General features: G+C 70.8%; 13 protein-coding genes and 2 pseudogenes. 9 read left to right on the top strand and 6 right to left on the bottom strand.

The features are described from left to right. Window positions 1-184: 184 nt before the first annotated feature. From glnA to OHT52_RS23205, 3 genes and pseudogenes are all read left to right on the top strand, one after another. Window positions 185-1,594, top strand: coding sequence for a type I glutamate--ammonia ligase (gene glnA, locus OHT52_RS23215; RefSeq protein ID WP_275494565.1), 1,410 nt, complete (start codon window positions 185-187; stop codon window positions 1,592-1,594). A gap of 311 nt (window positions 1,595-1,905) precedes the next feature. Then, a pseudogene (locus OHT52_RS23210) lies at window positions 1,906-2,739 on the top strand (IS5 family transposase). Continuing rightward, window positions 2,736-3,041, top strand: coding sequence for a hypothetical protein (locus OHT52_RS23205; RefSeq protein ID WP_328722106.1), 306 nt, complete (start codon window positions 2,736-2,738; stop codon window positions 3,039-3,041). The pseudogene OHT52_RS23210 and the gene OHT52_RS23205 overlap by 4 nt, the downstream one beginning before the upstream one ends. A 38-nt stretch (window positions 3,042-3,079) precedes the next feature. On the opposite strand, the gene OHT52_RS23200 is transcribed toward OHT52_RS23205, so the two are convergent. After that, window positions 3,080-3,802, bottom strand: a complete 723-nt coding sequence (locus OHT52_RS23200) for an ArsR/SmtB family transcription factor (RefSeq protein ID WP_328722105.1) — start codon at window positions 3,800-3,802, stop codon at window positions 3,080-3,082. A 109-nt stretch (window positions 3,803-3,911) separates the two neighbouring features. On the opposite strand from OHT52_RS23200, the gene OHT52_RS23195 reads away from it, so the two are divergent. The 4 genes and pseudogenes from OHT52_RS23195 (at window position 3,912) to OHT52_RS23185 (ending at window position 6,642) form a co-directional block, all read left to right on the top strand. Beyond that, window positions 3,912-4,412: a GNAT family N-acetyltransferase gene (locus tag OHT52_RS23195; RefSeq protein WP_328722104.1), complete on the top strand. Its 501-nt coding sequence runs from the start codon at window positions 3,912-3,914 to the stop codon at window positions 4,410-4,412. Further along, window positions 4,390-4,725: pseudogene (locus tag OHT52_RS31535) on the top strand (transposase family protein); the annotation flags it as partial. The gene OHT52_RS23195 and the pseudogene OHT52_RS31535, both read left to right, overlap by 23 nt. A gap of 208 nt (window positions 4,726-4,933) precedes the next feature. Continuing rightward, window positions 4,934-5,380, top strand: a complete 447-nt coding sequence (locus OHT52_RS23190; protein WP_328722103.1) for a hypothetical protein — start codon at window positions 4,934-4,936, stop codon at window positions 5,378-5,380. 57 nt (window positions 5,381-5,437) lie between these two features. After that, window positions 5,438-6,642, top strand: a protein-coding gene (locus OHT52_RS23185; protein ID WP_328722102.1) for an IS3 family transposase whose coding sequence is annotated in 2 segments (ribosomal slippage) — window positions 5,438-5,729 and window positions 5,729-6,642 — 1,206 coding nt in all. Because the reading frame shifts where the segments join, the coding sequence is not laid out codon by codon here. Between the two features lie 406 nt (window positions 6,643-7,048). Here the strand turns inward: OHT52_RS23185 and OHT52_RS23180 are convergent. Together OHT52_RS23180 and OHT52_RS23175 are read right to left on the bottom strand one after the other, a co-directional pair. Next, window positions 7,049-7,864, bottom strand: coding sequence for a hypothetical protein (locus OHT52_RS23180; protein ID WP_328722101.1), 816 nt, complete (start codon window positions 7,862-7,864; stop codon window positions 7,049-7,051). 42 nt (window positions 7,865-7,906) lie between these two features. Beyond that, window positions 7,907-8,542 carry a TetR/AcrR family transcriptional regulator gene (locus OHT52_RS23175; RefSeq protein ID WP_328722100.1) on the bottom strand — a complete coding sequence of 212 codons (636 nt, stop codon included), beginning with the start codon at window positions 8,540-8,542 and terminating at the stop codon, window positions 7,907-7,909. Between the two features lie 81 nt (window positions 8,543-8,623). On the opposite strand from OHT52_RS23175, the gene OHT52_RS23170 reads away from it, so the two are divergent. Beyond that, window positions 8,624-9,403 (top strand): MBL fold metallo-hydrolase, encoded by a 780-nt coding sequence (locus tag OHT52_RS23170; RefSeq protein ID WP_328722099.1) that lies wholly within the window; start codon window positions 8,624-8,626, stop codon window positions 9,401-9,403. A 124-nt stretch (window positions 9,404-9,527) separates the two neighbouring features. Here OHT52_RS23170 and OHT52_RS23165 read toward each other — a convergent pair whose 3' ends face one another. Next, entirely contained in the window at window positions 9,528-9,839 is a 312-nt protein-coding gene (locus OHT52_RS23165) for a hypothetical protein (RefSeq protein ID WP_328722098.1), read from the bottom strand. 131 nt (window positions 9,840-9,970) lie between these two features. Here OHT52_RS23165 and OHT52_RS23160 point away from each other — a divergent pair, with 131 nt between their 5' ends. Beyond that, on the top strand, window positions 9,971-10,333 hold the full coding sequence (locus tag OHT52_RS23160; RefSeq protein WP_328722097.1) for an ArsC/Spx/MgsR family protein: 363 nt from the start codon (window positions 9,971-9,973) through the stop codon (window positions 10,331-10,333). A 45-nt stretch (window positions 10,334-10,378) separates the two neighbouring features. Here OHT52_RS23160 and OHT52_RS23155 read toward each other — a convergent pair whose 3' ends face one another. Beyond that, window positions 10,379-11,710 (bottom strand): hypothetical protein, encoded by a 1,332-nt coding sequence (locus OHT52_RS23155; protein ID WP_328722096.1) that lies wholly within the window; start codon window positions 11,708-11,710, stop codon window positions 10,379-10,381. 146 nt (window positions 11,711-11,856) lie between these two features. After that, window positions 11,857-12,792, bottom strand: a complete 936-nt coding sequence (locus tag OHT52_RS23150) for a Gfo/Idh/MocA family protein (protein WP_328722095.1) — start codon at window positions 12,790-12,792, stop codon at window positions 11,857-11,859. Between the last annotated feature and the right edge of the window lie 76 nt (window positions 12,793-12,868).

The raw sequence follows: 12,868 nt of genomic DNA, 5'->3' as shown, positions 1-12,868 counted from the left end.
CCCGGGGCACGGGATGGGGCGTTGGGGTGTCTCCCACCGCGCGCCCGGTTAACTTGGGCGAAACAAATGGGTCATGCTGGGGAAATCCCGTCTGCCTAAGGTCGCCCTCAACGTGCGCCACCGCACTGGCGACACACACGAGCTACAACCCCAGCCCCTCCGGGCCGGGAGTAGGAGGAGTTGGATGTTCCAGAACGCCGACGAAGTGCAGAAGTACGTCGCGGACAACGACGTGAAGTTCATCGACGTCCGCTTCTGCGACCTGCCCGGTGTGATGCAGCACTTCACCATCCCGGCAGCGAGCTTCGACCCGGCCGAGGAACTCGCCTTCGACGGTTCGTCGATCCGCGGCTTCCAGGCCATCCACGAGTCCGACATGGCGCTCCGTGCCGACCTGTCGACCGCCCGGGTGGACCCCTTCCGTCGCGACAAGACGGTCAACATCAACTTCTTCATCCACGACCCGATCACCGGCGAGCAGTACAGCCGTGACCCGCGGAACGTGGCCAAGAAGGCCGAGGCGTACCTCGCCTCCACCGGCTTCGCCGACACCGCCTACTTCGGTCCCGAGGCCGAGTTCTACGTCTTCGACAACGTCCGCTTCCAGACGTCGGCGAACGAGAGCTTCTACCACATCGACTCCGAGGCAGGCGCCTGGAACACCGGTGCGGTCGAGAACAACCGCGGTTACAAGGTCCGTTACAAGGGCGGCTACTTCCCGACCCCGCCGGTCGACCACTTCGCCGACCTGCGTGCGGAGATCTCCCTGGAGCTGGACAAGAACGGCCTCCAGGTCGAGCGCCAGCACCACGAGGTCGGCACCGCCGGCCAGGCCGAGATCAACTACAAGTTCAACACGCTGCTCGCCGCGGCCGACGACCTGATGCTCTTCAAGTACATCGTGAAGAACGTCGCCTGGCGCAACGGCAAGACCGCGACCTTCATGCCGAAGCCGATCTTCGGCGACAACGGCTCGGGCATGCACGTGCACCAGTCGCTGTGGCAGGGCGGCGTGCCGCTCTTCTACGACGAGCAGGGTTACGCCGGCCTGTCGGACATGGCCCGCTACTACATCGGCGGCATCCTCAAGCACGCCCCGTCGCTGCTGGCCTTCACCAACCCGACGGTGAACTCGTACCACCGCCTGGTGCCCGGCTTCGAGGCCCCGGTCAACATGGTGTACTCGCAGCGCAACCGCTCCGCCGCGATGCGCATCCCGATCACCGGCTCGAACCCGAAGGCCAAGCGCGTCGAGTTCCGCGCCCCGGACCCGTCCTCGAACCCGTACCTCGCGTTCGCGGCGCTGCTGATGGCCGGCCTCGACGGCGTGAAGAACAAGATCGAGCCGGCCGAGCCGATCGACAAGGACCTGTACGAGCTGGCTCCCGAGGAGCACGCCAACGTCCAGCAGGTCCCGACCTCGCTGCCGGCCGTCCTCGAGGCGCTGGAGCAGGACAACGAGTACCTCCAGGCCGGCGGTGTCTTCACCACCGACCTGATCGAGACGTGGATCGACTACAAGCGCACCCACGAGATCGCCCCGATCCAGCTGCGCCCGCACCCGCACGAGTTCGAGCTGTACTTCGACCTCTAGGCCGCGGGGTCGGGTGACCTTCGCCGGAGACTCGGGAACGTGATGTGACCTGCGGAAACACCCTCCAGTGTTCCTCATTGGCACCGCTCGTTTCCCAGGCTGTTGTGCACCGAATGCGCACCGGTCCGGCAAGTTCCTGACTGGGCGTCAGAGTTATCGGTGGGGGCTGCCTTCCTGATTGCCAGGGAAGCAGCCCTCACTGCTTCTAAGTGGACAGTTCGTAAGTCTCTGAGGGGATCGATTATCGCCTGTTGGTTGGCGTCGAGGCGGAATCTTCTGGTTCACGGTCGTTGATCTGGTGATGTGACCGGGTGAGTGAACGCAAGCCGTGTCCGAGTGACTTACCGGACGAGCAGTGGTCGTTGATCGAGCCGGTGATCACCGCATGGAAGGGGCGGCACCGGTCGCTCGGCGGCCATCAAGGTGCCTACGACATGCGGGAGATCGTGAACGCGATCCTGTACCAGGGACGGACCGGCTGCCAGTGGGCCTGCCTTCCGCATGACCTGCCGCAGAAGAGCGCGACCTATTACTACTTCGCCGCCTGGCGGGATGACGGGACCGACCAGGTCATCCACGAACTCCTGCGGTGCCAGGTCCGCGAACGCGCCCGGCGATCAGAGGACCCGGCCCTGGTGGTCCTGGACACGCAGAGTGTCCATGTGGCTGCCGGGGTCCCCGCCGACACGAGCGGCCATGACCCGGCCAAGCGCGTGCCCGGCCGCAAGCGGGGGCTGGCTGTGGATGTCCTTGGACTGGTCATCGCGGTCGGCGTCCTGGCCGCGAACACCCATGACAATGCCGCGGGCATCGTCCTGCTGGACCAGGTCGCCGAACAGGGCGGCGGAACCGTTCGTTAGGCTCCCGTCTACTAGGGCTTCAAGAACCAGGTCGTCGCGCACGGCGCCGGCCTGGGCGTCCACGTCGAGATCGTCGCCTGCGACCCGCAGATCAAGGGATTCGTGCCGCAGCCGAAGCGCTGGAGGGTCGAGCAGACCTACGGAACCCCAATACTGCACCGGCGCCTGGTCCGCGACTGCGAGCACCACCCTTCCTCCTCCGTTTCACGCGTCTACTGGGCCATGACCCGCCGGCTCACCGGCTCGAACACCCCCACCTGGCGCGAGGCACAGGCGGTCGCATGAACATCCAGCCGTTGCTCGAAGCCCTGGAACTGCAGGAGCAAGCCGCCCGGGCCCTGGCCGACGACCTCCGTGAACAGATCGACGGCCTGCAGAACCGGTTACAGGAGGCCGAGACCCGTCTGGAGCATCTCGCGATCACCCGCACCACCGTCACCAGCCTCGCCGACCGGCTTCCCGCTGCCGCACCAGGCCTGCCCGGGCACCCGGACTACCCCGCATCCTCGCCGCCTTCAACCACGCGACTGGACCAATACGGGCCAGGGGCCCAGGGCCCCGGGGAGAGTCCTGTTCGCCCGGCTTGATCACGCGTCGGTGTGGCCCGGTCAGGTCCGGTTCAGGATCAGAGTTCAGCTGGTGGCAGGCCGAGGTGGTCGTGCAGTGCCCGGCGGCCGGCGGGTGTCACGAGGAGGGCGCGGGTGGTGCCGATGCGCGTCATCCACCCGGTGGCGAGTGCGTGGGCGGACAGGGCGGCGCCCACAGCGCCGGCCAGGTGGGGACGGCGCTCGGTCCAGTCGAGGCATACGCGCACCGGTGGCCGGCGTGAGCTGGCGGGCACCGTGATGCCGGTCTCGGCAAGCCAGAGGGTGCCCTTGCCGGTCAGGCCCGGCTCGGGTCCCCACTCCAGGAGTCCGCGTTCGACCATTGCGTCGGTGATGGCCAGTGCGGTGGTTCCGGCCAGGTGGTCGTAGCACAGCCGGGCGCGGGCCAGTGCCTGCTGCCGGCCGGAGGCCGACAGCGAGCGTGGTGGGGCGCTGTGCTTCGGGGCCAGCGCGGCAAGGCTCTCGATCAGTTCGACCACTCTGCGGTCGGCCACCCGTACGTAGCGGTGGCGTCCGTGCCGCTCCTCGACGAGGAGCCCGCCGTTTACGAGCAGGTTCAGGTGCGAGGTCGCAGTGGACGGCGCGACTCCGGCATAGCGCGCGAGCTCGTTCGCCGTCCAGGCCCGGCCGTCGAGCAGCGCGAGGCAGAAGGCGGCCCGGGTGCCGTCGGCCAGCAGTCTGGCCACGCCCGCCAGGTCCACACCCACATCCTGGCCTGCGCGCTGAATGTCCACGGTGCCCATTGTCGCCGACGTCCCTTCGACGTCCGTCGAAGCGTCCCCGTCCTAGCGTCGGCCCGTGCGCCGGTTTCACCGGCCCTGCACCCGCATCCGCTCACGTACTGGAGCAACCATGCCTGCGTCCGACACTGCCGTCACCGTTTCCCGCCAGCCCGCCCCCCATCCGGACTGCATGCTCACCGACGCCCCCGACCCGGAGGACGCCGCGAAAATCTCCGACGCGCTGGACCGCTTCAACATCGAACACACGGGAATCGCCGACCGCAAACCTCTGGCCGTCCTGGTCCGTGATCCCGAGACGCACCAGGTGGTCGGCGGACTGACCGGGCGTACCTCGCTCGGGCTGTTCTTCCTCGACCTCTTCTACCTGCCGCCCCGGCTGCGTGGCAGCGGGCTGGGAACAGAGATCCTCCGGCAGGCCGAGGACGAGGCTCGTGCCCGTGGCTGCCGCACGGCCGTGCTCTACACCATCACCTTCCAGGCCCCGGGCTTTTACCAGAAAAACGGGTGGAAGCGGCTGGGAGAGGTGCCCTGCGATCCGCCGGGCACCAGCCGCGTCTTCATGACCAAAGAACTCGCCGCACCGGCCGGTGAACCAGTCCGGTCCCGGTAAGGTCGCCGTGCTCGTTGCACCATCATCCGTTCCGTCCGCTCTGCACCTGCCACAGTCCGCGTCCGGGGCGTCACGGCCCGAGGTGGTGGTGCCGTCCGGGCTGCTCGACGCACTGTCCCTGGTGCCAGATCCGAGGAATCCGCGTGGGGTGCGGTTCCGGCTGGCCACGCTGCTCGCGGTCGGCGTGTGTGCACTCACCAGCGCCGGACACAACTCCCTGACCGCCATTGCCGAGTGGGTACGCCGTTGCGACCAGGCTGTCCTGGCCCGGCTGGGCTGCCCTTTCGACCCCTTTACCGGCCCGTTCAAGGCTCCGGGCGAGCGCACCCTGCGCGATGTATTCGCCCGCGTCGACCCCGCGCTCCTCACCGCCGCCGGTTTCACCAGGCTCACCACACTCCAAGGCCCGCCCGATATCCGCAACAACCCCGGACGGGACCGTAGAGCGCGAACAGCGCCGCGCCCACCGGATCGCCCAGCACGAGACAGACCGGCCGCAACCGCGTCGTGCGGCTTTTGCCGTGGACGGCAAATACCTGCGCGGAGCCGTCCGTGCGGACGGCAGCCGGATCGAGCTGGACGGACTGACGTATCAAGAACTCCGCCCCTTGCTGCCCGCTTCCCAGCGCCTGGCATGGCTCAATCGCAGCGGCGAGTACAGCCCTCACGCGTACGAGCGCCTGGCTACCTACTACCGACAGCTCGGCCATGACCACGATGCACACACCGTGCAGTTGGCCCGCCATCGAAGGCGACGCGGCTCCGCACAGCTGCCTGCCCGACTCTGGGGGTACTTCGAAGACCTCACCGTCGGCTACGGCTACCGCCCAGGGCGCGCTCTCGGATGGCTCCTCGCCCTCACTACACTTGCCGCCATCGTTTTCGCAGCAGTACCGCCACAACCCGTCCGTGCTAACGGTCCGGCCTTCCAGCCGGCCGCGTTCGCCCTCGACGTCATCGGGCCTTGACCCCTGATGTTGGACACACGAGACACTGGATCCTGCGGATCTGAGAACGGACATCTCGTGGTCATGAAGAACTACCCGCCGCAGTTCAAGGCGGACGCGGTCGCGCTGTACGAGTCGCGGCCGGAAGCGACGATCAGGTCGGTCGCAGCCGATCTGGGGATCAACCCGGAGACACTGCGGAACTGGGTGAGGGCAGCAGGGGTGAGCCGTCCCCGAGGACGGCGGACGCAGGAGCCGGCCCAGCCGCCGGCCCCGCTGGAGGCGGAGAACGCCGCCTTGCGGAAGAAGGTCCGTGAGCTGGAGGAGGAACGCGAGATCCTGCGCAAAGCGGCGAAGTATTTCGCCGGGGAGACGCGCTGGTGAACCGCTTCCAGTGCGTCGCCGACCTCCAGCGCCGTCACGGCGTGAAGCGGCTCTGCAGCATCCTCGGCGTCAGCCGCTCGAGCTTCTACTACTGGCGGCGGACGGCAGCGGACCGGGCCGCCCGGCAGGTGACCGACGCCCGCCTCGCCGCCCGGATACGGGCGGTGCACCAGGAATCGGACGGCACCTACGGAGCCCCGAGGATCACCGCCGAGCTCCGCGAGGAGAACGGTGTCGCGGTCAACCACAAGCGCGTCGCCAGGATCATGCGGGCGTCCGGGATCGAAGGGGTCCGGTTGCGTCGCCGGCATCGCACCACCGTCCCCGACCCGGCAGTGGCCAAGGCGCCGGACCTGATCGGCCGCGACTTCACCGCGGACAGGCCGAACACGAAGTACGTCGGTGACATCACCTACCTGCCCATCGAGGGCGGGAAGTTCTGCTACCTGGCGACCGTCATCGACCTCGCCTCGCGCCGTCTGGCCGGCTGGGCGATCGCCGGCCACATGCGCGCGGACCTCGTCACCGAGGCCCTGGCCGCGGCGATCCGAACCCGCGGCAGTCTCGCCGGATCGATCATGCATACCGACCACGGAGCTCAGTACACGAGCAGGATTTTCGCCGAAGCTTGCAGGTCAGCAGGGGTTCAGCAAAGCATGAGCGCGGTCGGGTCCAGCGCGGACAACGCGCTCGCCGAGTCCTTCAACGCGACCTTCAAACGCGAGACCCTGCAAGGACGAAAGAACTGGCCGACCGAGCGCGAGGCCCGACTCGATGCCTTCCGATGGCTCCACCGCTACAACACCCGACGCCGACACTCCCACCTCGGACAACGATCACCGATCGCCTTCGAGAACGCCCTCCACCTCACACCAACTACGCTGGCACAAGCCGCATAACCCGTGTTCAGGATTCGGGGTCAAGGCCCATCCTGCCCATCCTGGACCTCGGCCAGGAGAAGGCATTCACCCCCTCCGGCAACACTGCGTGGGTCGCCTGGGCAAGTGCGATAGCCGGTTGGCTCCTGGCTACCACCGTCATTGCCGGCCTCACCCGGCGCCTGTCCCGCTCTGGGCGCTAAACCCCACATGATGTGCACCCAATGTGCACCGGGCCCAGCGGCGCGACGGCTAATCACCGCAGGTCAGGGCCTCCTTCGAGCTGCACTTCGACCTCTAGGCCGGACCGCCGCGCCCGGCCGCGGCATCGTCCCCCGGGACGGACAGGCCGTCGACCGCTGCCTTCCAGGCGCGGTCGACGGCCTGTCGCATGTCCGCTCCCGCCGGAAGGGGAGCTGCCGGCCGGTCAGCGGAGCTCGACGACCGGCCGGACGAAGAAGTCCTCGTACTGGTCCTCGCCGTCGGGTTCCCGCAGGAATGCGGCAAGTCCGGGGTTGTGGTTGGCGGTTGCCATGGGCAGCCAGGTGAGGAAGGTGCCGTAGCCGCCGCAGGCGGCCTCGCCGCCGTCGCCGCCGTGGACGTGCCCGGGGTCGCTGGTCACCTCCGCCTCGTACACGCTGTACCCGAAGCGCAGGCCGAAGGCGTTGGGCAGGTGGTGCGGGCCGGGCCCCTCCCCGTACGGGGAACTGTCGGCCGGGTACGTGTCGCCCCAGCGGAACAGGGTCTCGGCGCCGGCGCCGCAGGCGTGCTCCCACTCGTCGGGGGTGGGCGGACGCAGGCCGCGGGCCGCGAGCACGGCGGCGGCCTCGGCCGGTACTTCGGAGAGCGCCTCGGCCTCCACCGCCATGAGGACGGTGGGAAGGGTGACCGTGCGGCGGGGCGTCAGGACGCCGGCGAGGTGGACGAAGAGGTCGGCGTCGAAGCCGAAGCCGCCCGCGACGCTCTCCTCACGGTAGGAGCGGAGCTGTTCGGCGGTAGGGGTCCACGCGGCCAGGTCGAATCCGACGCGCACCTCGCCGCCGGGTATCAGGGCGAACCCGTGCCCGTCCCGTTCGATCACCGCGCGGTGCGGGACCCGGCCCCGCGCCGGATCGCTCTCCCACTCGGCGAGGGTGCCGCCCACCTGGTGGGCGGCCTGCTCGGCGTGACTGCGCGCGGTGGCCCTGTCGAGGGTGCACCAGCGGGCGAAGGTGAGATCGGCGAAAGAGACGGCGGAGGGCATGGCGGAAGTCTGCCACCCGTCCCCGACAGGTGGGTTCGGGCCTCACGAGGGACGCAGGAGCGTGGCGGCGAGGATGCCTGCCAGCCAGTCCTGGTAGTCGTCCGCGCTCCATCCCCGGCCCGCGGTGAGTTGGGTGAACAGGTGGGGCCCGGTCAGGGCCCAGCAGGCGTCGGCCGTCCGCCGGGGCTCCGCGCCGGGACCGAGGACCCCCTGGTCGGCGAGGTGGGCGAGGAAGGCGGTGATCCCGGTCAGCCGTTCGGCCTCGCCGGTGGCGAGGATCTGCCCGGCTTCCGGGCCCGCTTGGGCGAGCAGCGCCGACAGGGGGGCGGTCCGTTCGTGGACGCCTCGTACGAAGGCGGCGTACAGGCGCAGTTTGGTGTGCGGGTCCCGGGTGTTCCAGACCCCCCGCAGCGCGGGGCGCTCGGCCATGCTCACGGGTTCGTCGTCCCCCGCGAGGGTGCTGTCCCACAGGGCCTTGAGCAGACCGGGCTTGCCGCCGAACGTCTTGTAGACGGTCTCGGGGGACACCCCGGCGCCCTGGGCCACCGCCCGGATCGTGGTGGCCCGGTAGCCGTCGCGCAGCAGCAGGTCGCGGCATGCGGTCAGGACCGCGGCGCGGTTGCGCAGTGCGGCGGCCCGGCGGGCGCCGGAGTCGTACGGCCTGCGGGTGGGTGGCACGGGCGCATTCCTTTCATCATTCCGTTACGGTCAACTGTAACGAATGTTTGGATACCGTTCCGCTCGCGTCCGGAGGAACCCATGGTCCGCCACTCCCCCGTCACCTCCTGCCACGAGGTCGCTCCCGGCGTGCACCGCCTGGGCGACGAGGTGGTCAACTTCTATCTGGTCGAACACCCCGACGGGCCGGTGCTGGTGGATGCCGGACTTCCCGGCCATCTCGCCCGGTTGCGGAGGTGCCTCGCGGCGATCGGTCTCGCACTCGGCGACGTACACGCCGTGCTGCTGACCCATGCCCACCCCGACCACACCGGCCTGGCTGCCCCGCTCCGGGAGGCCGGCGCACGGATCTGGGTCCACCGGGAGGACGCGCCGATCCTCGCGCGAGGTCCACGCAGCGCGATGCGCCTGTCCAAGCCGGAGCGCTCCCTGCTGCCCTACCTGCTGCGCAGGCCCTCGGCGATGGGTACCCCGCTGCACCTGGCCCGGCAGGGGGCGTTCACCGCTCCACCGGTGCCGGACCCCCGGACCTTCGACGACGACCAGCACCTCTGCGGGGTTCCCGGCGGGCCGCGGGCCATTGCCCTCCCCGGCCACACCGCCGGCACCACCGGCTTCCTGTTCGCCGACCGGGGCCTGCTCTTCACGGGCGACGCGCTGGTCACCCACGACGGGATGACCGGGCACACCGGTCCCACCCTGGTCTGCCGGGGCTTCACCCATGACGGCGAGGCCGCACGGGCCTCGCTCGACCGCCTGGAAGGCCTGCCCCCGGTCCTCCTGCTGCCCGGCCACGGCGACCCCTTCGCCGGCGGAGCCGACGCCGCCGTCCGCGAGGCCCGGCGGAACGGGCTGCGCTGAACGGGCCGCACGAGAACGGGTTGCGGCTGAACGGGTTGCGGCTGAACGGACCGCGCCCCCGGAGGACCGGGGGCGCGGGGTGTGGTGCGGTGTCGGAGCCTGCGGGACGAACCGAAGGGACGGCTCAGCGGCCGTAGCGGATCAGCGTGCGGACCATGCGGCAGGTGAGGTCGGAGGGCCGGTGCATGCCGAGGCGCTCGGCGGCGCGGCGTATGCGGCGGTTGCTGGCGCTGGAGGGCTGGTAGACGCCGGAGTCGAGCAGGGCGATCGTCAGGCGCATGGCCTTCAGCCGGCGGTTGTGGGCGACGTACCACTCACGGGGGCGGCCCGCCGGGAGCCTCTTCTTGGGGTGGGGCGCGGCGAACGGCTGCATCGGTGGGAACGGGGCGTGGAGCGTCGGGTCGAGCGGCTTGGTCGTGACTGCGGCGACGGCCATCGGCAACCTCCTGGCGCGGTGGTGGAACCCTCACGAACTGCTTTCATTTTACCGCCTCACACTGACAATCGCCCCTGGCCAGAGGGGATTTCGGCCGTCCGTCGCCCCCTCCTCGGACGTATCCTCGCCCGATGGAGATCTGGATCAATCCGCAGTGCTCGAAGTGCCGGAGCGCCGTCTCGCTGCTGGACGCCCAGGGGGCGTCCTACACCGTGCGCAGGTATCTGGAGGACGTGCCGTCACCGGACGAGATCCGGGCGGTGCTGGACCGGCTCGGGCTGGAGCCGTGGGACATCACCCGGACCGGGGAGGCCGTCGCGAAGGAGCTGGGGATCGGTTCGTGGCCCCGGGAGGCGGCGGAGCGCGACCGCTGGATCGCGGCGCTCTGTGCCGAACCGGCGCTGATCCAGCGGCCGATCATCACCGCCGAGGACGGTACCGCCGTGGTGGCGCGCACGGAGGACGCGGTACGGGACGCGCTGGGGCGCCGCTGAAGTTCCGCGGCGCCCCAGCCCCCACCCGGGCGGTACTCCGCCCCGTCAGCGCGCTGCCCGGCCGCCCGGACCGCTCGGGACCGCGAGCCTCCGGCGGCGGGGCCGCCAGGGCCCGTGCGCCAGCGCGAGCGCGAGGCCGCCGATCGCCGTCAGGCCGGCGGCGGCACCGAGGTAGCCGGGGCCGGCCCCGCCGGTCGCCGCGAGTTCGGGGGCCGTGCCGCCACCGGACGTGGAACCGCCGGCACCACCGCCGGCAGTGGTCCCGGCCGTGGTGCCGGTGGTGGCTCCGCCCGCCGTCGTGGACCCGGTGCTGCCGGTGCTGCCCGTGCCGCCGTCGGTGGCCCCGTCCTCGGACGGGTTGACCACGATCTTCGCGGTGTTGTTGCCCGGCTCGTGGTCGAACGGCAGGGTGCCCGACCGGTTCTCGCCCGGCACGAAGGCGACCTCACCCGTGGCGTCCGGGACGACCTTGTCGATGCGCAGCGTGAACTCCAGCGGCAGCGTGGTGTTCTCCTCGACGTAGGCGTTCACCGTGCTGCACCTGTACGTCGTGGCTCCGGCCGCCGGGGCCTCCTTCCCGTCCGGGCCGACCGGGGAGCAGAACTCGGGTGCGCGGGTGACCGTGGTCCCGGGCGGCACGCCGACGTCGAAGACACCGATGGGCGTTTCCGTGTCGTTGTCGACCCAGGCCGGGCCGTTGTTGGCGAAGGTCACCGCCGCCTTGACGGTGTCGCCCTTCTCGCCCGTGGCCTCGGCCCCGGTGAGGGAGAAGTCGGCACTGCTCTCGGCCGTGATGTGGGTGAAGGGGAGCGCGTCGAGGTACTCGGCCCCGGCGGGCGGGGTCTCCTGTGCGACGAACCGCAGCTCCTTGCCGACGCCGTCGCGCGAACCGGTGTGGAACACCGGCGAGTCGGCCTGGACGACCAGTGTGTACCAGTCGTACAGAGCGCGCGGCCGCAGGGTCAGGGCGACCGGCTCTTCGGGGGCGTAGACGACTCCCGGTTCCAGGACCTGTTCGATGTCGCAGGTCGCCTGCACCTGCGCGGGGCCCTCGTCCTGCGCGGGGATCTCTTCCTGCACGCAGTTGGAGTACTTCTCCGCGAACGCGGTGCCGGTCGATCCGCCGATGTAGAGCGTCACCCGTTCGGCCGGCCCGTCGCCGGCGTTCTTCACCACGATCTCCAGCGGCACGGTGTCCCCCGGCTTCACCCCGGTGACGGGCGAGGGCTTGGCGAACCGCAGCAGCGAGGTGCCCGCCGCCTGGGCAGCCGACGCGGCCGGCCCGCCGCTTCCCCCGTCCGCGGCGGCCGGCCCCGCCGACATCCAGGCCACCGCCGCCAGTGCGGCGATCAGCCCCCATGCTCGCGTCCTGCCCACGGAACCCATCGTCCCTCCGAAGGGATGCGCCCGGGGCGCGTCCCTCGCGGCCCGTACACACCCGGTTGATGCCTGAGAGACACGTCCGGGCCCCGGACGGTTGTACGCCCGGGGACAGGTACGCGGCGCCGTACGCCGTACGCCGGTCACGATCCGGCGGGCACCGCCGGGCCGGCCGGACCGAGCTGCGCTTCGGCCTCCGCGAGCAGTTCGGTCAGGCGCGCCCCGAAACGCACGTCGCAGGGGTGCGGCTCCCCGGTGCGTACGGCTTCGGCCAGCGCGTCGACCGCTCCGGTGAAGGCGTCCAGGGCGCCGCCCCAGCGGGGCAGGTTCGCGACGCCGTGCTCGCCGCGCAGTTCGATGTCGGTGCCGACGGCCCCGAGCGGGGCGCCCAGGCCGAGGGTCGCCGTGCTGGAGGCTCCGCAGGCGTGGCGGAGGACCAGGTGCACGGTGTCGGACGGGCCCCGGACGGCTGTCAGTTCCGTCACGTCGCCGAGGACGGGGAGGAGTACCGAGAGGACGTGCGGGCCGACGTCCCAGAGGCCGCCCTTGTCGCGGCGCCACGGGGAGGCGGCGTACTCGCTGGTGGAGCCGGGCGCCCAGAGTGCGCCGAGCCACTGGCCGCGTGCGGTGAACCAGCCGTCCAGCGCTGCCTGTTCGGTGATCCAGGCGGCGGTCTCGGGGGCGAAGCGCAGGGTGCAGAAGACGACGGAGGCGACACCGGACCGGGCGGCTGCCTCGGCGACCTCGTGGGCGCCGGCCGCCGTGGTGGCGACCGGCTTGTCCAGCAGGAGGTGGCAGCCGGCGGCGGCCGCCCGGGCGGCGATCGGGGCCTGTACGTCCGGGGGCAGCGCGACGGCGACGGCGTCGCTGGCGGCGAGCAGCGCGTCCAGGCCGTCCTCGCCGGCGAAGGCCCGGACTCCGTGCGCGTCGGCCAGGGCGGTCGCCGCTTCGTGGCGGCGGCCCCACACCCCGCTCAACTCGGCTCCGGGGTGGGCGGCGAGGGCGGGGGCGTGGGTCCTGCGGGCCCACGGTCCGGTGCCGAGCAGTCCGATGCGCAGGGGGGTCGCGGTAGTCGTCATGCGTACCAGTGTGCGGGCCGGGTCCCGCGTGTCCCGGGCGGCGCGTCCCCGTATACGACGGCGCCGCCGGGCCGTG

Origin of the sequence: Streptomyces sp. NBC_00247 (assembly GCF_036188265.1) — a bacterium.
GTDB lineage: Bacteria > Actinomycetota > Actinomycetes > Streptomycetales > Streptomycetaceae > Streptomyces.
Note: the sequence above shows the minus strand (reverse complement) of the source record. Positions and strands in the feature narration are given on the sequence as shown.

What these genes read in the sequence shown, in the direction of transcription:
- glnA (WP_275494565.1), top strand. Translation starts at nt 185, where the DNA reads ATGTTCCAGAACGCCGACGAAGTGCAGAAGTACGTCGCGGACAACGAC.
- OHT52_RS23205 (WP_328722106.1), top strand. Translation starts at nt 2,736, where the DNA reads ATGAACATCCAGCCGTTGCTCGAAGCCCTGGAACTGCAGGAGCAAGCC.
- OHT52_RS23200 (WP_328722105.1), bottom strand. Translation starts at nt 3,802, where the DNA reads ATGGGCACCGTGGACATTCAGCGCGCAGGCCAGGATGTGGGTGTGGAC.
- OHT52_RS23195 (WP_328722104.1), top strand. Translation starts at nt 3,912, where the DNA reads ATGCCTGCGTCCGACACTGCCGTCACCGTTTCCCGCCAGCCCGCCCCC.
- OHT52_RS23180 (WP_328722101.1), bottom strand. Translation starts at nt 7,864, where the DNA reads ATGCCCTCCGCCGTCTCTTTCGCCGATCTCACCTTCGCCCGCTGGTGC.
- OHT52_RS23170 (WP_328722099.1), top strand. Translation starts at nt 8,624, where the DNA reads ATGGTCCGCCACTCCCCCGTCACCTCCTGCCACGAGGTCGCTCCCGGC.
- OHT52_RS23165 (WP_328722098.1), bottom strand. Translation starts at nt 9,839, where the DNA reads ATGGCCGTCGCCGCAGTCACGACCAAGCCGCTCGACCCGACGCTCCAC.
- OHT52_RS23160 (WP_328722097.1), top strand. Translation starts at nt 9,971, where the DNA reads ATGGAGATCTGGATCAATCCGCAGTGCTCGAAGTGCCGGAGCGCCGTC.
- OHT52_RS23150 (WP_328722095.1), bottom strand. Translation starts at nt 12,792, where the DNA reads ATGACGACTACCGCGACCCCCCTGCGCATCGGACTGCTCGGCACCGGA.